18 protein-coding genes are annotated in these 18,918 nt (G+C 46.1%); 11 read left to right on the forward strand and 7 right to left on the reverse strand.

The window, feature by feature from the left end; all coding sequences use genetic code 11:
• Window positions 1-113 precede the first annotated feature (113 nt).
• The 4 genes from HUN04_07470 to HUN04_07485 all read left to right on the forward strand — a co-directional run bounded on the left by HUN04_07470 (window position 114) and on the right by HUN04_07485 (window position 4,407).
• Entirely contained in the window at window positions 114-1,553 is a 1,440-nt protein-coding gene (locus tag HUN04_07470; protein ID WDP93199.1) for an IS21 family transposase, read from the forward strand.
• A complete protein-coding gene (locus tag HUN04_07475) occupies window positions 1,550-2,299 on the forward strand; it encodes an ATP-binding protein (GenBank protein WDP89568.1) in 750 nt (249 codons plus the stop codon). Before HUN04_07470 ends, HUN04_07475 begins: the two co-directional genes overlap by 4 nt.
• Window positions 2,299-2,517, forward strand: coding sequence for a hypothetical protein (locus tag HUN04_07480; protein ID WDP89569.1), 219 nt, complete (start codon window positions 2,299-2,301; stop codon window positions 2,515-2,517). The genes HUN04_07475 and HUN04_07480 overlap by 1 nt, the downstream gene beginning before the upstream one ends.
• A 309-nt stretch (window positions 2,518-2,826) precedes the next feature.
• Window positions 2,827-4,407, forward strand: a complete 1,581-nt coding sequence (locus HUN04_07485) for an MBL fold metallo-hydrolase (GenBank protein ID WDP89570.1) — start codon at window positions 2,827-2,829, stop codon at window positions 4,405-4,407.
• 797 nt (window positions 4,408-5,204) lie between these two features.
• Here the strand turns inward: HUN04_07485 and HUN04_07490 are convergent.
• From HUN04_07490 to HUN04_07500, 3 genes are all read right to left on the reverse strand, one after another.
• Window positions 5,205-5,618 carry a hypothetical protein gene (locus HUN04_07490; GenBank protein ID WDP89571.1) on the reverse strand — a complete coding sequence of 138 codons (414 nt, stop codon included), beginning with the start codon at window positions 5,616-5,618 and terminating at the stop codon, window positions 5,205-5,207.
• Between the two features lie 363 nt (window positions 5,619-5,981).
• Window positions 5,982-6,377 (reverse strand): hypothetical protein, encoded by a 396-nt coding sequence (locus tag HUN04_07495; protein ID WDP89572.1) that lies wholly within the window; start codon window positions 6,375-6,377, stop codon window positions 5,982-5,984.
• A 314-nt stretch (window positions 6,378-6,691) separates the two neighbouring features.
• Window positions 6,692-7,738, reverse strand: a complete 1,047-nt coding sequence (locus HUN04_07500; protein WDP93200.1) for a zinc-dependent alcohol dehydrogenase family protein — start codon at window positions 7,736-7,738, stop codon at window positions 6,692-6,694.
• Between the two features lie 144 nt (window positions 7,739-7,882).
• On the opposite strand from HUN04_07500, the gene HUN04_07505 reads away from it, so the two are divergent.
• From HUN04_07505 to HUN04_07525, 5 genes are all read left to right on the forward strand, one after another.
• Window positions 7,883-8,344, forward strand: a complete 462-nt coding sequence (locus HUN04_07505) for an Lrp/AsnC family transcriptional regulator (protein ID WDP89573.1) — start codon at window positions 7,883-7,885, stop codon at window positions 8,342-8,344.
• Between the two features lie 432 nt (window positions 8,345-8,776).
• Window positions 8,777-12,103: an AAA family ATPase gene (locus HUN04_07510; GenBank protein ID WDP93201.1), complete on the forward strand. Its 3,327-nt coding sequence runs from the start codon at window positions 8,777-8,779 to the stop codon at window positions 12,101-12,103.
• 136 nt (window positions 12,104-12,239) lie between these two features.
• Window positions 12,240-12,569: a WYL domain-containing protein gene (locus HUN04_07515; GenBank protein ID WDP89574.1), complete on the forward strand. Its 330-nt coding sequence runs from the start codon at window positions 12,240-12,242 to the stop codon at window positions 12,567-12,569.
• A 40-nt stretch (window positions 12,570-12,609) separates the two neighbouring features.
• On the forward strand, window positions 12,610-12,876 hold the full coding sequence (locus HUN04_07520; protein ID WDP88214.1) for a WYL domain-containing protein: 267 nt from the start codon (window positions 12,610-12,612) through the stop codon (window positions 12,874-12,876).
• Window positions 12,877-12,961: 85 nt separating this feature from the next.
• Entirely contained in the window at window positions 12,962-13,303 is a 342-nt protein-coding gene (locus HUN04_07525) for a DUF3795 domain-containing protein (GenBank protein WDP89575.1), read from the forward strand.
• A gap of 70 nt (window positions 13,304-13,373) precedes the next feature.
• Here the strand turns inward: HUN04_07525 and ftcD are convergent, their stop codons facing one another.
• Together ftcD and HUN04_07535 are read right to left on the reverse strand one after the other, a co-directional pair.
• The gene (gene ftcD, locus HUN04_07530; GenBank protein WDP89576.1) at window positions 13,374-14,999 is read right to left on the reverse strand and encodes a glutamate formimidoyltransferase; all 1,626 of its coding nucleotides are present in this window, start codon (window positions 14,997-14,999) and stop codon (window positions 13,374-13,376) included.
• A 99-nt stretch (window positions 15,000-15,098) separates the two neighbouring features.
• Window positions 15,099-15,785: a YkgJ family cysteine cluster protein gene (locus tag HUN04_07535; protein WDP89577.1), complete on the reverse strand. Its 687-nt coding sequence runs from the start codon at window positions 15,783-15,785 to the stop codon at window positions 15,099-15,101.
• Window positions 15,786-15,979: 194 nt separating this feature from the next.
• On the opposite strand from HUN04_07535, the gene HUN04_07540 reads away from it, so the two are divergent.
• Window positions 15,980-16,876 (forward strand): 4Fe-4S cluster-binding domain-containing protein, encoded by an 897-nt coding sequence (locus tag HUN04_07540; GenBank protein ID WDP89578.1) that lies wholly within the window; start codon window positions 15,980-15,982, stop codon window positions 16,874-16,876.
• Between the two features lie 24 nt (window positions 16,877-16,900).
• Here HUN04_07540 and HUN04_07545 read toward each other — a convergent pair whose 3' ends face one another.
• Window positions 16,901-17,389 (reverse strand): hypothetical protein, encoded by a 489-nt coding sequence (locus HUN04_07545; protein ID WDP89579.1) that lies wholly within the window; start codon window positions 17,387-17,389, stop codon window positions 16,901-16,903.
• 268 nt (window positions 17,390-17,657) lie between these two features.
• Here HUN04_07545 and HUN04_07550 point away from each other — a divergent pair, with 268 nt between their 5' ends.
• Window positions 17,658-18,062, forward strand: a complete 405-nt coding sequence (locus HUN04_07550) for a hypothetical protein (GenBank protein WDP89580.1) — start codon at window positions 17,658-17,660, stop codon at window positions 18,060-18,062.
• Window positions 18,063-18,207: 145 nt separating this feature from the next.
• Here the strand turns inward: HUN04_07550 and HUN04_07555 are convergent, their stop codons facing one another.
• Entirely contained in the window at window positions 18,208-18,753 is a 546-nt protein-coding gene (locus HUN04_07555) for an N-acetyltransferase (protein ID WDP89581.1), read from the reverse strand.
• Window positions 18,754-18,918 lie beyond the last annotated feature (165 nt).

Raw genomic sequence — 18,918 nt, forward strand, 5'->3', positions numbered from 1 at the left:
AATTAAAATTCCCGAAATTTAAGAATCAAAAAAAATGGTAGAAACATCCAAATTGAACAGAAGGAGAGATTTGGATGGTAACGGACCAGCAAGTGAGGAGGTTGTTCAAGTTGATTCAGTCAGAGAAGAGTTTCGGGATAGCAGCAATGAAAGCTGGAATGGATGAAAAAACAGCTCGAAAGTACCGTGAACACGGGAAGTTGCCGAGTGAACTCAAAACGGATCATACATGGCGCACACGCAAAGATCCGTTTGAGGAGACCTGGGATGGTATCAAAGGCATGTTGACCATAAATCCAGGTCTGGAGGCCAAGACACTGTTTGAGGATTTGCAACGCAGACACCCCGGCCGGTTCGCCGATGGACAATTACGGACCCTGCAACGGAGAATAAAGCAATGGCGTGCTACAGAGGGGCCGCCCAAAGAAATCTTTTTTGCTCAAATTCATAAGCCTGGCGAATTATGCCAGTCAGACTTCACCCACATGGATAAACTGGGCGTCACTATAGGCGGCGTCCCTTTTGACCACCTGATCTACCATTTTGTTTTGACCTATTCCAATTGGGAGACAGGTACAGTCTGTTTTTCAGAGAGTTTCGAAAGCCTGAGCCAGGGCCTGCAAAATGCCCTATGGGAACTTGGTGGTGTGCCGCAGCAACATCGCACCGATTGTCTGACATCCGCTGTTAACAAGGTAAGTCACCCTGAGGAGTTCACCAGCAGGTATCAGGATCTTGTTGACCATTACGGTATCATTCCTTGCAAAACTAACCCTGCCAGCCCCAATGAAAATGGAGACGTGGAGCAGCGCAATTATCGGTTCAAAAAAGCCGTTGACCAGGCCCTGATGCTGAGAGGACACCGGGATTTTAAAGACCGGGAAGAATATGACTTGTTCCTGGCCAAACTGTTCGCACAGCTAAATGCCGGTCGTAGGAAACGGTTTACACAAGAACTGGATCTCCTACACCGGTTGCCCAAACGCCGGCTTGATGCATGTAAAAAGATGGATTTAAAGGTTGGTCCCAGCAGTACCATTCGGGTCAATCACAACGTTTACTCTGTAGACAGCAGGCTCATAGGAGAAAATATCCAGGTCCGCCTCTACATGGAATGCCTGGAGGTCTGGTACGGCCAGAGAAAGGTCGATACTTTGCCAAGGTTGCGGGGTGAGGGCAAATATAAAATCAATTACCGGCATATCATTGACAGCCTGGTCAAAAAACCGGGGGCATTTGAAAATTATCGTTATCGTAATGCCATGTTCCCCACCAGCCGGTTCCGGATTGCCTACGATCATTTAAGAAAGCGTTATACCGTTAAAAGCTCAGCAGCAAGGTATCTGAAAATATTATACCTGGCAGCAAAGACAAGCGAGGTGGCAGTAGACAGCGCCCTGATGGTTCTAATAAACGAGGATCAGGAAATCAGCAAAGAGGCTGTTAAACGCCTTATTGAGTCCAACGCCTCTGTCAGCAGGCCGGATGATGTTCATATCCAGGCAGTTGATTTGACTCGTTATGACCAATTGCTCAAGGGGGTGGCGGCATGATCAATGATCGGGATCAGATAGACACCAATCTTAAAAGCCTCCATATGCCGACCATGCGCCGCAGTTATGAAGAAATGGCGGATCAGGCCAGGGCGGAGGCATGGGGATATGAAAAGTACCTCTTACAATTGTTGAGTCTCGAATGCGAAGTCCGCTGGCAGAACCGGATATCACGTAACCTGAGGGCATCCAAGTTGCCATCTTCCAAGACATTTGAGAATTTTGATAAAAAGCGCCTCCCCTTAAAGGTTGCCAATCATTTAAGTGTCCTGGTCAACGGCGCTTTTTTAGAGCGCTGTGAAAACATCCTGGCCTTTGGTAATCCGGGTAGCGGGAAAACCCATCTGCTCTGTGCCATTGGCCATGAATTAATTGCAAAGGGTAAGCAGGTTCTTTTTATCTCATGCAGTCAGCTCGTCCAGGATCTGCTGATTGCCAAAAGGGATCTTGAGCTAACCAAAAAACTCAAATCCCTCTCCAGGTTTGATGCTGTGATTATAGATGACATTGGGTATGTCCAACAAAGCCGGGGAGAAATGGAAGTGCTGTTTACCTTTTTGGCGGAACGGTATGAACAGGGCAGCCTGATGATCACGAGCAATCTTCCGTTCTCTAAGTGGGAACAGATTTTTAAGGACCCTATGACAACGGCAGCAGCCATCGACAGACTCGTTCATCACAGTATCATCCTTGAATTGAATGTGGAAAGCTATCGCATGGAACAGGCTAAAATGGAGGCCGAATAATGATCGAGACCAGATATACCAGGCAGGAGATTGTTGAGATTATTAAAATGATCCGACTGGATTTATACAATCGAGGCCTGAACTGCGGTGCCGGTGCTATCAGCAAGGAGATGGAAGCGGAAAATATTGAACCAATGCCGTCAGCAAGCACTATCGGACGGATACTATCGATAGAGGGCTTAACCCATGGAAGAACCGGGTTTTGTGATGGTAATTAAAAGGACTTTTTACCGGATTATAATGGGGGCCAGCCCCCAAACCCCCGGAGTTTAGCGCATTATAGACCAAAGTATGAGAGCAAAAAGCGAAAGGCCGTACGTGGAAAATACGGCCCCTCATACTTCAGTCACCTTCTCGGCGCTCAGGTTGCTCTCCAGCATAGCCTTATCCTCCGGAAGGATGGTCTTAAAAAACATAATCAGAATTGTTTTGCAAGTATTTTTTAATGAAATTAAATGGTTACGCAGGTTGGGGAACGGGAGTTTTAATTGTCGTTGAAGGAAAAAAATATTTGTCGTTGATCAAATATGACTTTGATCCGTGGCAAAACCGGTTGGATTGTGGTGGACCCACTGACCGCCGAAGAAACTGCTGAAAAAGCCATGACCCTTGTCCGTAAACACCTGGGGACCCTGCCGGTGAAGGCCATTTTATATACCCACAGCCACATCGATCACTTCGGCGGTGTGCTGGGAGTGGTAACCCCGGACCAGGTCAGATCAGACAATATCAGGGTGATCGCACCTGAGGGGTTTATGGCGGAAGCAACCAGCGAGAACATCATTGCCGGCATTGCCATGGGAAGGCGGTCCATGTTCATGTACGGTAAAGACCTGGCAAGAACTGCCCGGGGCCATGTGGGGACCGGACTTGGCAAAGGACCGGCCTACGGCACCTTTGGGATTATCGAACCAACTGAAACCATTGGCCGTACCGGAGAAGAGAAACAGATTGACGGGGTAAAATTTGTATTCCAGTTTGCACCGAATTCGGAAGCCCCTGCGGAAATGACCTTCTATCTCCCTGAATTCAAGGCTTTTTGCGGAGCCGAAGTGGTCTCCAAAACCATGCACAACCTTTATACTCTGCGGGGCACCAAGGTCAGGGATGCCCTCAAATGGAGTTCCGCCATCAACGAGGCCATGGAGCTGTTCAAAGAGACTGAAATCTATTTCGGCTGCCACCACTGGCCCGTATTCGGGAATGAGGCTGTCCTGGATTTTCTAAAAAAACAGAGGGATCTCTACAAGTATATCCATGACCAGACCGTCCGCCTCTTCAACCAGGGGCTCACCCCCCGGGAGATTGCCGAGGAAATCCAACTGCCCCCCGCCCTTAGTGCCTCTTTTAGCAACCGGGGATATTACGGCAGCCTCAGGCATAATGCCAAGGCCGTATACCAGGCCTATCTGGGATGGTACGACGGTAACCCCGCAAACCTGAACCCTCTGCCCCCAAAGGAATCAGGCCTGCGCTATGTCGAGATGATGGGCGGGGCGGATGCCGTCCTTGAAAAGGCAAAGGCCTATTACGACAAAGGGGAGTACCGGTGGACCGCCCAGGTCCTTAACCATCTGGTTTTTGCAAGACCGGACAATGACAGGGCCAAAACACTGCTGGCCCGGACCTATGATCAACTGGGATATCAGGCAGAGTCGGCCCCCTGGCGGGATGTTTACCTTACCGGGGCCTATGAACTGCGCCACGGCTCCCCGGATAAGGGGATCGACATGTGCATCATGGAAAATGTCCTCACCAAGACCCCGGTTCACTATTTTTTTGATTCCATGGCTGTTCGGCTCAAGGGGCCAAAAGCCCAGGGCAAAAAGATCACCGTATGTCTCAGGTTCACGGATATCAATAAAAATTACCTGTTGAGCCTGGAAAATGCCGTACTCCACCACAGGGAAGCCAGGGCTGAGGATCAGGCAGATGTGACAGTCAGGATTACCCACCCGTTGTTTATCCGGATGCTGGTGGGCAAGGCCGGGATCAAAGAAACTATTTTCTCAGAGGACCTCTCCGTTAAAGGAAGCAGACTGGATCTGCTCCAGTTCCTACTTCTTTTTGAAAAGCCCTCCGGAAGTTTCAATATTGTGACACCTTAATCATTTTTATAATAACTTTCCGGAAATCCCATCAAATCCACAGGGCTGCGCTGAAACCGGACAATCTGCGTCCCTCAGATCCGTGATGGAAGCAAATTTCTCAATGGAGGGCCCTTTTACGCCCCGAACAGGTGTTCTTTACGAATTGTAAATGTGATTCTGAAAAAAAATTTGAACAGAATTTAGATGATATTTATTGAGAAACAATTAATACAGCAATCATCACCCCGATTCATTTTTTTTAGTGTGTTAAACATTTAAACTCCCATCTCTTTTCCAAGTAAACCATTACCTGATAGGGCTTATAAAATAGTAATTGCGACGTGTTCAATGTGTCTATTAACTACCGCTTCAGCCCCATATCTTAAAACCACAATATCTGTGTTTGATTCTAATTGGGAAATCCTGGGAAATAATACCATTAGTCCACTCCTTGTTATTACTCATTTTGATCAACGATATTCATCCGAATATATGATGATTGGGCTCAGCAATTTTGATGCAATAATCCTTCACCCTGACTGATTTTGGAGGGTAAAGAGCTTAAATGTATAAACCTTCACCTAAAACTGAAGAAACGATCACTTGATTATAATCGCTGCGATTGAAAACCTGAACATAAATGACTATTTTTTCGTTTTTAGAATCAATCTTCAATATCATTAGTTACAGCCTCTGAAATTTATGCACTCATAGCTCTATAAATAAATTGAACATTTCGATGGTGTTTTGAGGTTAAATAACCAGGTCTATGCGAAACTGCTTAGCCTTTGGCTTTTATCCAGTGTAGAATAATTTTAGAATTCTGAAATATCATAACCAATGGACTTTGCCTTTTTAAGGGCATCTTTCATGGTTTTGAAATGCTCAACTTCAGTCCAAATAGCACTCTTAAAAACTTCCTTCAATACTCCGTCCTTCAATAAAGAATCACCTACAACATGCATTAAATGATTGGCCTTGGGTTCAGGCCCTTCCCCTCCCATAAATTTCATCATTTCTTCTATACCATCAGGTGTTGGTAATACATCGTTTACAAATTCGACAATCTGGCACCATTTATTATCTTTAAAGTACTTATCGGTAAGATATAGATAATCTTGGTATTGCCTCTTTACAACGTCAGCATCCCATGAAGCAGTTATCTGAATATACAGTATATTTTCATAAACGAACAATGAATAAAAGTTCGTTTCAATTTTCGTAATCATGACTCATTTCTCTTAAATCTATAAAACACAAGTTTTCTTGCAAGAATAATAAATATATCACAATCAAGAAAGGTTTTGTAGTGAATGAATAAAAACGGTAGACTTTTAAATCCATGAACTAACAGTCAAGATTGTTGGAAAATATCTTGACTGGCACCTTGAAGGCATGAAAGATTATCAGTTATAGAATTTAGATTTTTCGTGGCGTTACTTAGATCTGTTATTGCATTGGGCGTTTGATCTTCACATTCTCCAGTTAAATACCCTAAATACACGCTTTGGTATTACTCATTTCGTTCAATGAAATATGTCAACGCAAGTCCATTCTCGGGAAAATAATTTAATCCCTCTGTTTCAACCATCTTATGAAATGTTAAGACCAAAATTCTTAAACCATTGCAAAGCTTCTTTCTCACTATGAAAAACTTGAGCAGGAAAACGTTCCTTTCCTTTGTTTATTGCAACCATGGTTAATTCTTTTATGGAGGAATCCATAATCAGTGCACGGGCAATCTGCCCATTTTCTTTTGCCCAATCACCAACAACCTCAAAAAAGTCAATCGCCTCCGGGGTTCCTCCTTCAAATGGTCTGAGATCACTCAACACACCATAATTTTTAAAATTATGCTGTTTAACGCATTCTTTATACTTCGTAAAAAAAAATTTAGCGCCTTCTAAATTCCATTTATGGCAAAATTTTATAATGAAGACTTCTCCTTTGACAGTGATTTCAAAATCACCATGCGCTTCAAATTTCATATTGACTATCTCTTTTACAATCTTGATGCAATGGCATACATTTAGGCATGTTGTTAATCTTACAGGACATTATCCTATCTGCCTTCTGGATGGCAAGCAAGAATTTGAACTCCGGGATTTTAATTTTTATATGACGATACTTAGAACTATTATACGTAGGGCCTTTAATCCTCTAACAAGCCCCTTTAATACCATTATCATTTTGCTGTTATTTCCTTACTTGATACCGGAATTGATTTTTTAAGGTAGAATCCACCATAAAAATAAAGAACAGTGGATTCTGCCAAAGCCAAATAAATAACAAGAGATAGAAATCAGTTCAAAGCCGGATCAATGATGGTTATGCCTTGGTTTTCATAACGGTCCATAGTCATTAATGCTGGAATGGCTTCTTTCAAAGAAATGGTTTTTCCTAACAGCATTTCCGGCTTCACTTTCCGAGTCTTTATCATTTCCCAAATCGCATCATACCTATGGGCCTGTATCCCATGACTTCCATAAATTTCAAGCTCATTGGCAACGATCTGGCTCATGGGAACTTTGGGCGAGCTGCTGTCTCCTGCCATAAGTCCAATCTGGATATGTTTTCCCCTTTTTCTAAGATTGGCAACAGAATTGTAGCAGGTTTCAGGATGCCCCAGTGCATCTATGGAAACATGTACGCCTCTCAAGGATATATCTCGCACGGCTTCGACCGGATCTGACAACGTTTTACTGTTTATCGTATGGGTGGCCCCCATTTTTTTGGCCAGTCCAAGTTTGTCGTCGGCTATGTCTATGGCTATAACGTTTGCACCCAGCGCGGTTGCGATCATGATGGCTGACAGGCCAACACCACCACAGCCGTAGACGGCAACCCACTGGCCCGCAGAGACACGCCCCTGGTCTACGACCCCCCGAAAAGAGGTGACAAACCTACACCCGAGACTTGCTGTTACATCATAGCCAAGTTCCTCAGGCAGTTGAACAAGGTTGATATCTGCGTAATGAATCTCCACATATTCGGCAAAAGAGCCCCAATGAGTAAAGCCGGGCTGAAATTGATGATCGCAGACCTGATGATTCCCGGAATGACATTCAGGACATCCACCGCACCCGCCGACAAATGGAACTGTAACTCGGTCACCCACTTTCCATTGAGAAACATTCTTACCTACTGCTACAATATCACCTGCCAGTTCGTGGCCGGGTACATGGGGCAGTTGAATGTCAGGATCATGGCCTACCCAGCCATGCCAGTCGCTGAGGCACAAACCTGTGGCTTTCACCTTAACGACGACACTATCGATTCCCGGTTCCGGGTCGGGTAGAGTTACCAATTCTGGAGTTCCCCTAAACGCTTCATACATTATCGCCTTCATCATTCCTCCTTCTTTAATTTTACTAACCGACTGATAATAATATATAATATTCAAGTTGAAATGTGCTTGCTTTTTCAAATCTTTTTTGTGAATAAATAGAAAGAAAATTTCAATATAGAGACAAAATGATAGGAATTATTGCCCATGGATAACCTTGATGGATTTGATATCAAAATATTAAGTGCCTTACAGCAAGATGGTAGAATTTCAAATGTTAAATTAGCCAAACAGCTTTCAATAAGTGAAGCACCCTGCTGGAGACGACTAAAACGACTGAAAGAAAGTGGGATTATTGAAGGATACCAAGCCATATTAAACAGAAGAAAGCTTGGATTTGGGGTTATGTCTTTTATCCAGCTCAAATTTGTTCAGCATGATAAAGAGCTAACACAACTTTTTGAAGATACGATTAACGAATGCCCGGAAGTGATGGCCTGTCACAACACCTCAGGGGCAGCTGATTTTTTATTAATTGTTGTGGCAAGAGATTTAGATGCTTATGTTGAATTTATCGACCATAAATTACGAAAAATACCTGGAATAACAGACATCACATCAAACATTTCTTTGCGGGAATTAAAGTCTTCTTTTAAACTCCCATTATAAAATAAAATAATGAAAATAAATATTTCATTTGGATCTCAAGAATCAAAACAAAGTCGTATTCAATCGGTTTACTCTATAAAAAATTTAGATGTAAACAAGCGTTGATTTTGTCTATTAACTACCGCTTCAGCCCCATATCTTAAAACCACAATATCTGTGTTTGATTCTAATTGGGAAATCCTGGGAAATAATACCATAAATCATCGCCTTTTAAGTAATTGAAGAATCCATCTAACAAAACACCCAATCTCCTAAAATCATAACTTTCGTATATTTGAATTTATTTCTTTAATCTGGTAAAGAATAAAAAATCCTCTTAGTACTCTGTACGTTCTCTGATTATAAATCTAATAGATCTGCTTTGAATTAATTTCATCAACGATGAGGTGTTCGATGCAATGTCCCGAATGTAAGTCTCAGAATCCTGAAAACATGCTGTTTTGCGGTAAATGCGGTGCAAAATTGGTATTACTTTGTATCAAATGTGGCTTTGAAAACCCCGAAGAATTTGCTTTTTGTGGTAAGTGCGGTAATTCGTTACAGAAAACATCAGATACTTCAGAAATAGACTATAAAAAGCCTGAATCTTATACGCCAAAACATTTAGCCAACAAAATTCTTACAAACCGAGGTCCCATTGAGGGAGAAAGGAAGCTTGTCACTGTTTTATTCGCAGATGTTGCAAACTACACAACAATTTCAGAACGGCTTGATCCGGAAGAAGTCCACCAGGTAATGGATGGATGCTTTAAGATATTGATGGAAGAAATTCACAAATATGAGGGCACTATCAATCAATTTACCGGCGATGGAATTATGGCCCTCTTTGGAGCTCCTGTGGCCCACGAGGATCATGCTAACAGAGCCTGCCGGGCAGCAATCATTATCCAGAAGGCACTTGAGCAATACCGTAAAGAACTAAAAATTAGATTTGATATTCAATTTAAAATGCGGATCGGTATTAACTCAGGTTTAGTCGTTGTGGGTTCTATTGGCGATGACCTACGCATGGACTATACAGCTATCGGTGACACCACAAACCTTGCTTCTCGTATGGAAAGCCATGCGAAGCCGGGAACCATTTTAATATCAGAAAAAACGAGGAAAATAGTAAAAGATTTTTTTGAACTAAAATCCATAGGTACAATTGAAATTAAAGGAAAAGAAAAGCCTCAGAAAGTTTACCAGCTCATTCGAGCTGGAGACATTGAAACCCGCATTGAAGCTTCACAAGTCAAAGGTCTGACCCGTTTTGTCGGCCGAAAAAACTCAATGGGTGCACTTATTAAAGCCTTTGAAAGAGTTAAAAGCGGTTCCGGTCAAGTTGTCGGAATTGTCGGTGAAGCTGGAGTTGGTAAATCAAGATTATTGCTTGAAATGAGAAATATGCTACTCCAGGATGAATTTGAATACGTTGAAGGAAGATGTCTGCAATATGGAAACTCTATCCTTTATCTGCCAATACTGGATATTTTAAAATCGATTTTCCTAATTAAAGATGACAATAAAGAGTTTGCTATTAAAAGAAAAATTAATGATGCGATTACAAATCTCAGTGATCGATTCACCAGTTTAAATTCATCATTTCAGGATATCCTCTCCCTAAAAGTCGATGATGAGGAATATATAAAATTAGAACCCAAAGAAAAACGTGAAAAGGTCTTTGAAGCAATTCGAGATCTTTTAATAAGAATGTCCCAAGACAAACCTCTTGTAATTGCGGTTGAGGATCTTCATTGGATTGATAAAACGTCTGAAGAATTCTTAACCTTTTTCATAGACTGGTTGGCGAATAGTCAAATATTATTGATCCTTCTTTATCGCCCTGAATATACACACCAGTGGGGGAGCAAATCATTTTATACAAAGATTGGTGTCGATCAATTGGGTATTAGTTCAAGCGGGGACTTAATTAAAGCAATATTGGAAGAGGGAGAAGTGGCAACGGAACTTAGACAGCTAATCCTGAATAGATCCTCAGGGAATCCCCTGTTCATAGAAGAATTCACAAACACCCTGGTTGAGAATGGGGCCATTGAAAAACAAGAGAATCAATTTGCCCTAAAAGGGAATTCTAAAGACATAAAAGTTCCAGATACTATCCAAGGAATTATCGCAGCACGAATTGATCGGTTGGAGGATAACCTGAAAAGAACTATGCAGGTCGCATCCGTTATTGGTCGAGATTTTGCTTTCAAGATACTTCAAACAATTACCGGAATGCGAACAGAGCTAAAAGCTTATCTCCTAAATCTTCAAGGGTTAGAGTTTATCTATGAAAAAAATCTTTTCCCTGAACTGGAATATATATTCAAACATGCTTTAACCCAAGAGGTGGCCTACAATAGTTTACTTCAGAAAAGGCGAAATGAAATCCATGAAAAAATCGGATTGGCAATAGAGGAACTTTATTCTGACCGGATGGAAGAATATTATGAGATTTTAGCATATCATTTTTCGAAAAGCAGCAATGATAAAAAGGCAGTCCATTATCTGAAAATGTCTGCCCAAAAAGCTTCAGCAAAATTTTCTCATTGGGATGCTTTTGCTTCATTAAAGAAAGCATTCCACATACTTGAAACACAAATTGACTCCCCGGAAAATCAAAAAGCAAAAATTAAAATTCTAAAGCTTGCAAATATGCCATTATTTGTTCTGGGAATGCCGGATGAATCACTTTGGGTATTAGATACAGCAATAGCAATTGCCAGAGAGATGGAAAATAGTATTGATATATCGGAGTTTTATAGCCTAAAAGCTTCATATTACTCTCATAGGGGAGATAATGATCGTGCCTGCATGTATGCGGGAAATGCCTTCGAGGAGGCAAAAAAATATCAAAATCTTGATCAGATGGTTCAAAATGCTTGCGTCCTCTCTATGGCACATTTATCAACTGGGAATTTTAAGAAAATAAGTACTATGGTACCAGAAACTATTGAACTAATTGAAAAAAGCAAAAGAAAACTTGATTCTTTTTCCATGCCTTTCGCTCCTTATTCAACTCTCTCTTCATTTTGCGGTCTGTCAATGGGTTGTATAGGGGCATTTAACGAAGGAAATAAATATTTAACATCAGGATTGGGACTTGCTTACAGAATTAAAGACAAATTGGCTATTGGCATTGCTGAATTAAACTATGGAGTTTTCTATCTTGTAAAGGGCGATTGGAATTCTGCCCTAGAACATTTTAATATATGTGTCATGTATGCAAAGGAAGTCAATAACCTGTGGAGCCAAGCCTGGTGTTATTGTGTAATGGGATACGCAGCATCTATGCTCAGCAACCATGAAGAAGCTAAGATGCTTATAAAACAAGGGTTGGAAATGTATCATGAAAGCGGTGTGAAATTTTCCTTACCGGCAGCTTATTCTTTTTCTGGTTATGCAGCCTTTGAATCAAAAGATTATGAAATTGCCAGGGAATATTTAGAAAAAGCTGTGCAATTATCTCAAACGAATAATGAAAAAGTTATCGAAGGGCGGACGAGTATTTTCTTGGGCAGTTTAATATGCAAACAAGACCTGTCACAAAAACAAGATGCCTTGAGCATTATGAAAAAAGGAATGAAACTTTTAAAAAGTTTTGAAGCTAAACCATTTTATTCGATTGGACATTTTTATTTAGGAGAGCTTTTCCTGAATACAAATGAACCTGAGAAAGCCGTAAGACATCTTGAAAAAGCCAATATCTTTTTTGAGGAAATGGGAATGGATTTCTGGCTTAGCAGAACACAAAAGCTGCTTTCAAATATTTAGCGTTGAATATGTCTATAAACGGTCCGCTTTTACCGGAATTGCCCGACCACCACATCTTGTATGCGATTCGATTTGAAAGATAGGTTCAAAAAATTATTGGAGAATAAACTTACTCTGTAAACTTTGGCCAATTTCCTTGAACGTGTTATTTCCCTACAAGCCTGAAAGAAAATGTCGTGCCCCCGGCCTTGAAAGGGGAGGGGCTTCGGCTAAACTCTCCGTTTTCGCCCTTGCCCGCGAAGCCATTACCCGGTCCAGGGTCCTGGGCTTTATCTATACCAAGCCGGGAGAAGCGCCCCAAGAGCGTGAGGCAGAGCCCCATACCCTGGCATTCAAGGGCATGGGCTGGTATCTTCTGGCCCATTGCCGGCGGCAAAAGGACTTCAGGATATTCAAGCTTTCCCGCATGTCCCGGGCCAATATCCTGCCCCAGTACTTCACCACCAGGCAGGTGGACCCCAATTGAATACTTTAACGCGGACAATTACAGCGGGAAACAGGTGGCCATGGAGCTTCGGATTTCCCGGCGGCTCAAGCCTGCCATGGAGGAGCACTTCGGCCCCTCGGCCCTGGCCCGGGAGGAAGGCGGCACCGGCCCATCCAGGGGCGGCCCCTTCTGGCGGCTTTCAGCCACCCTGCCCCTAAACGACTGGCTCTACGGGTTTCTGCTCAGCCTGGGCCCGGAGGCGGAACTGATTTCCCCCTCCTCCCTCAAAACAGAGCTGGCAGAAAAAATAAAGAAAATGAAAAAAATATATTCAAACCTGACATAGTGCTGTCACACCAGAGTGGTATGGTCTGCTCATCAGGAGCCGGTTTTCTGACGATATGAAATAATTAAAACGGAGAGGAATACTGATGACAACAGCAGACAAAAGACTGGTGGCACCCTGCGGGCTGTTCTGCGGGGCCTGCCATAGATATAAAAAGGAAAAATGCCCGGGATGCCGGGATCTGGCCCGGGCCACCTGGTGCAAAATACCCGACTGCGCCCGGGAAAAAGGGCTCACCACCTGCAGCGGCTGCACCCAATTTGCCGATGTCAACCAATGCAAAACCTTCAACAACCTGATTTCCAGATTTTTCGCCCTGATTTTCAGGTCCGACAGAAAGGCATCGCTGGCGCGCATCGACGCCATGGGAAGGGCGGCCTATGCCCGGGAAATGGCCCAAAAGGACCTGATGGTCCTTACCCGGTAATAAACAGCCCCCTATTTCCGGCAAAACTGCGGAAAAGGGGGCTGTTCTTCAAGATGAATGCGTGAACAGACTATTCTGCTGAACGGGCCTCCAGAATCTCAAGTACCTTGGCGCAGCGGTCCGCGGCCCTCTCTTTGATGGCTTCGGCCTTGGCCAGGGTCTCTTCCTTATAGGACGGGTCCGTTATATCCCCCATATTGATGACCACATTCTTGTACGCACCCCAGATGCCCATTTCCAGGGCCCTGGCCCCCACTTCCACATCGGACTTGGAGGCGAGATTGCCGTACCGGGCCACCTCCATCATGGCATCCCAGGCCCCGTCCCCCAAACGCATGGTGGACAGGGGCACCTCAATGGCCTTTTTCAGGCCCAGCTGAAGCTGCGCCTGCCGGTGGGCCTTTTCCTCATCCGTCCCCCTGGGCAGCCCCAGGGCCGCCACATAATCGGCAAAGGCATTGGTGTCGGCATCCACCATGGGAATCAGGGCATGGGCTGCCTGGTGCAGGGGGGGAATGAGCTCCCGCATCTTGCCGTCCACCGCTTCAAATTTCCTCACCCCCAGGGTGAGCTTGGCCACCATGGACCCCAAGCCGGCACCCATGGCCGCAATGGCCGCCGACGCAGACCCGCCGCCCGGGGCGGAACTCCGAGAGGTCACCTCTTGGATAAAGCCCCTCAGGGTCAGCCCGGCAAGGGGTTCATCCGGTTCCTCGGCAATGATGTATTCGATGATTTTCTCTTTGGGGTTGAAGGGGGCAACTGAATTGAGCCCCAGCCGCTCCACGGCCAGCCTCACCTTCTGGTCCTCATCCAGAACAAACAGCCCCTCCTTTTCTATATAATACTCCGCAGCCATGAGGATGGCCTCCAGGGGAACCACGCCTACGATTTCAGAGCCGGTCACGGCCACCTTAAGGCCGGCGGCCTCCTCCTTCACCGCTTCAAAAAGCTCATGGATGGCGGTGACATTGTAGTTGTTCAGGTTCACCGTCACCTGGGCCAGGTTGTAATCATCCACATACCAGCCCATGCCCTTGACATCCTTGAACCGCCCCGGTTCATTTTCGCCCCGTCCCGCTTCCCTCAGGTTCAGCGCGATCCTGTGGGCCTGGTTGGGGGTGGAGAGCAGGTTGACGTTATAGGCGATGAGGAAGAACCGGGCGCCGGTCACCGTGGCCCCCCATTCCGGGATGAACTCGGCCGGGCCGAAATCCGGCTTCCACTGGGGCTGTACAATACGTTCCGGGATGGCCTCGTACTGCCCTTCCCGGATCTGGGGCAGTTTTCTGCGGTATTCCTGCTCAGCGGACGCTTCATAAAGGTAAATGGGAATGCCCAGCTCCTCGGCCGCCCGCCGGCCGAATTCCTTTGACACGGCCACACATTCCTCCATGGTCACATTGGCCACGGGGATAAAGGGGCAGACATCCATGGCCCCCATACGGTGGTGCTCGCCGGTGTGGGTCTGCATATCAATCCGTTCCCGGGCCACCCGGGCCGCAGCCAAAGCCCCTTCAACCACGGCCTGGGGATCCCCCACAAAGGTATAGACCGTCCGGTTGGTGGATCGCCCCGGATCCACGTCCAGCAAACTGCATCCCTTGGTATTTCGAACCGCCTGGGCAATGGCTTCAATGGTTTCTTTATTCCGCCCCTCGGAAAAATTGGGGACGCATTCGACGATTTTCTTCATGTTCCGCCCTCTCTTTTACGGTTAAATATGGATATGATTTTCCATCTCATATCACAAACCCGGGAGCTTGTATATACATGTATATTCTTTTAGGGCAGCCTATTTAAAAAATCCGGGACAGCCGGTCTGACCGGCATGTTTCTTTGTGAACGGGTACTCTCTGCACACCCTGGGCTTCACCTCCTGAATGGTGCAGAAAAAAGAGGCGCTCCCCGGCCAGGTGCCGAGAAAGGGGCAGGAGTCTGCTCTTTCCCCGGTCCGGGGGTCCACCCAGATCCGGTATGCCCTCTTGCCGCCGGGCCCGGCCTCTTCCCTCACCCATTCGAGGATATCGTGCCGTCCAAGGGTTTTCCATGCTTCAACATCTTTGGCCGTGCAGACCGTGTCCAGCTGCGTGCAGCAATTGCCGCAGCCCTTGCAGGCAAACCCTTTCATCTGGTTTTCAATCCACACCCCGGTCCGGCCGCCGTCCGTCCCCGGCCCGGCCGCCACTTCAAACACCAGTTCGGCGATCCAGGCCAGCATCTTTTCATCCGGATCCGCAGTTTCAAGGATATGAATCAGGTAGAACCCCAGTGCCGTATCCCCCACCGGGGTATATCCGCCGCCCCTGCGAACCCATGCCTGCTCTTCTCCCCCAGCCGCCCCGGTTTTAAAATCCGTTCCAAGTACCAGCGGGGCGATCCTGCGAAAAAGTTCAGGCTGGGGGCCGTACTGCCCGAAATCGGCAGCCACGGCATCTACGACCTGTGCCCGGGTCAAAAAGGTCTTCAATTCATTGGGCATACGAAACGACCTCTTTAAAAGATAAATATTGATTGGCGCTAGAAATTACTGCTTCAACATAAAACAAAGGCAGCAGAAGATCCAATATTTTTTCTTTTCACCAAACGGTTGAATTCCGTGGAATAATGCGTCATGATTGCCCCAGAATCGGAAAACATCTTTATCTTTCCACTCTTCATCAAAGGGAGATCATCATGATAAAAGGACTCCATATCATCCTAACCTATACCTGCACATTTGCCTGCGACCATTGTTTTCTTTTCTGCAGCCCCGAACGAGCCGGCGTATTTACCTTGAAACAGCTGGACCATCTCATCAGGGCAGCGGCAGATCTGGGCGGCATTCGCTCCATCAGTTTTGAAGGGGGAGAACCCTTTCTCTATTACGGCCTTCTTTGCGAAGGCATCAGGCAGGTCACAAAGGCCGGGTTTGATACGGCGGTGGAAACCAATTGCTATTGGGCAACAGGGGTAGAAGATGCCAAACTATGGCTTGGCCCGCTGCAAGAGGCGGGCTTGACCACGATAGAACCGGGGGACGACAGCTTCCATCACGACGGTGCGGGCGAAACGCCGGCCCAAGTGGCCTCACAAGCCGCCCGTGAACTTGGAATGACCGCCAACACAATATGTATTGAGCCCCCATCATTGGCCCGCCCAAATGACCAGGCCAAAGGGGAACCTGTATATGCCGGGGGGCCGAAGCTCAGGGGGCGGGCAGTGGAAAAACTGGTAAAGGATCTGCCGGACAGGCCATGGGAGGGACTCACGGAATGCAAAATGGAGAATCTCAGAAATCCTGGCCGCGTTCATATTGATCCCTTCGGCAATGTCCTTGTCTGCCAGGGGCTGAGCATTGGCAATTACCTCGACACCTCCCTGGCCGAGGTATTGAACAATTACGATCCCGATAACCACCCGGTATGCGGACCGCTGCTCAAGGGCGGCCCCGCGGCCCTGGCCGAACAATACCGGCTCCCCCATGGCGGCCGGTATGTGGATGAATGCCATTTCTGCACGGAGCTGTGCACATCCCTTGCGGACCGGTTCCCCAAATATCTAACCCCCCGTCAAACCTACGGGCTCCAATGATTTCCCAGGTATTTCATGTAAAAGTCATTCTGCCCTGTGCCGCTGGGCAATATTAGCCGGGCAGTCGGTATAAATACACCGGGGACATTCGTTCCGGCGCACCGAAGCGCCAAAGACGATGACGGACAATAGATAGACGATAAACAGCCCCGGTTCCTGCACCAGCCAGTAAACAGGGTAAAGCAGCACCAGTACCGGGCCGCCAACGGAGAGGATTTTTTCCCGGAGACTGAGGGAGCCGGGCCGCTGACTGAAAAATTTGGGAAATCTCCAGAAGAATATGCAGTTCAGCCGCTTTTCATCCCTGCAGTAATGGGGGCAATGGGTACAGAAAAACCGCAGCACCACCGGTATTGATACCGCGATGACCATAAAAAAGATCACGGCGCCTGCCAGGGACTTATCCAGAACGGCAACCATACCCGTTGTGAAAGGAATGGCCAGAAGCCCGATATAATAGAGAAAATCTGGAAAAGTGTACCGGTATTTCAACGAACATTTTTCATCTGCCATTTTGGGACTCCCTTTCAATAAAGGTTGGTTGGACCGATGCCTTTGGAACACGCCGTTTGCGGAACAGGCGTATCCTTCTTAAACCATTGGCCAATACACCTGTCAAGGCCTGTTTCGCCGCGTCGGGCTTAAGGGGGGGGCCTGAAAAACCGGTCACCGAATTCCCACGGCCTGTGCAGATTTCATCCGGTGAAATCACCGGTTGACACCGGCGCTGTTTGATTATAATTTTTTTCGTGGTACTTTTTCCAAAAGGATGACGCATATTATGAAAATTGAAACCGACTTTTATACATTTGAGCCATTTCATAACCTCTTATATGTAAAATCATATAAATCCTGGGACGAGAGGGTGGTTGAGAATTTTATCAATCACGGTCAACAGGTTGCCCTAGAAGCCTACAATAAAAAAAACTGGGCCATTCTGCACGATGGCAGAGAATGGGAGTTGGGGACGCCCGCCATTGAATCAATGATGATAAAGATGCTGAATAACCCTGTGACGAAGACACTGACGCATCATGCCTATGTGACAGGCCCCTCAGAAATGAAACAATGGCAGGTCAAAAAGGTATTCGATAATATCACCCGCCATGAAGCAAAAATTTTTCAGAACCTTGCCGATGCAGAGAAATGGCTCTCCTCTTTTGGATACACCAAAACGCAGAACTAGACTTTTGACTATTTTCTTGGCTGCTGTAAGAATGTGTTCCGGGGGATTGAAAGCATAAAGAAGCAATCAATCCCCCGGTTGTTTCACAAAGCGCCCTGTGGCAGCAATTCACCTAAACCGGGCACAATCCATTGTTACGATACGTTTATTCCCGCCAATGCCGGGGCTGGTTAAGGACATTTGAGCATCTGACCCTTCCCCCGGCCCTGCCGGTCATTCCGGCGGAAAGTTCAATGACCATCCAGGCACCGGCATGCTCCTCTGGGATGGGATAAGGGGCCTCATATCCCTGCGCGCCTGCCGGAGTGAATCCTGAACGGGGATAATAATCAGGATGCCCCAAAACAAAAACGAGATCCACTCCTGATTGTTTCAATCGATTGAATCCCGCCTCAATCAGCAGGCCGCCAATGCCGGTTTTCTGAACTTCAGGCAGAACGGCAAGTGGGGCCAGTATCCGGGCGGATACAGGGACAGGGCTTTGTGCCACATCAACCTTTGTAAAAAGCACATGCCCAACTAATTTATTATCCTCAACAGCCACCAGGGAAAGTAAGGGTGCTGCGGTGTTATCCCCGAACAAACCGTTGACGAGTTCGGCGATTTCAGGCCCTTTTTCCTTTCCAAATGCCATTGTATGAATTCTTTCTATCTCCTGCCTGTCCGATGCATAAGAGTTTCTTATTTTCAATGCTTTTCCCTCTTAAAATTTAACTCACTGGTATTGAAAAAACGATTCAGCCGGACACTATTCCGGCGTGTTGACTCTAAATAAAGGGGGTGTTGCCGATACAGGGCAGCAATGAAGAGAGGATGCAGAACCGGCTCCCGTTTCGCAGACGCTTCCGGTTCCCCG

It is taken from the genome of Desulfobacter sp., assembly GCA_028768525.1.
Taxonomy (GTDB): domain Bacteria; phylum Desulfobacterota; class Desulfobacteria; order Desulfobacterales; family Desulfobacteraceae; genus Desulfobacter.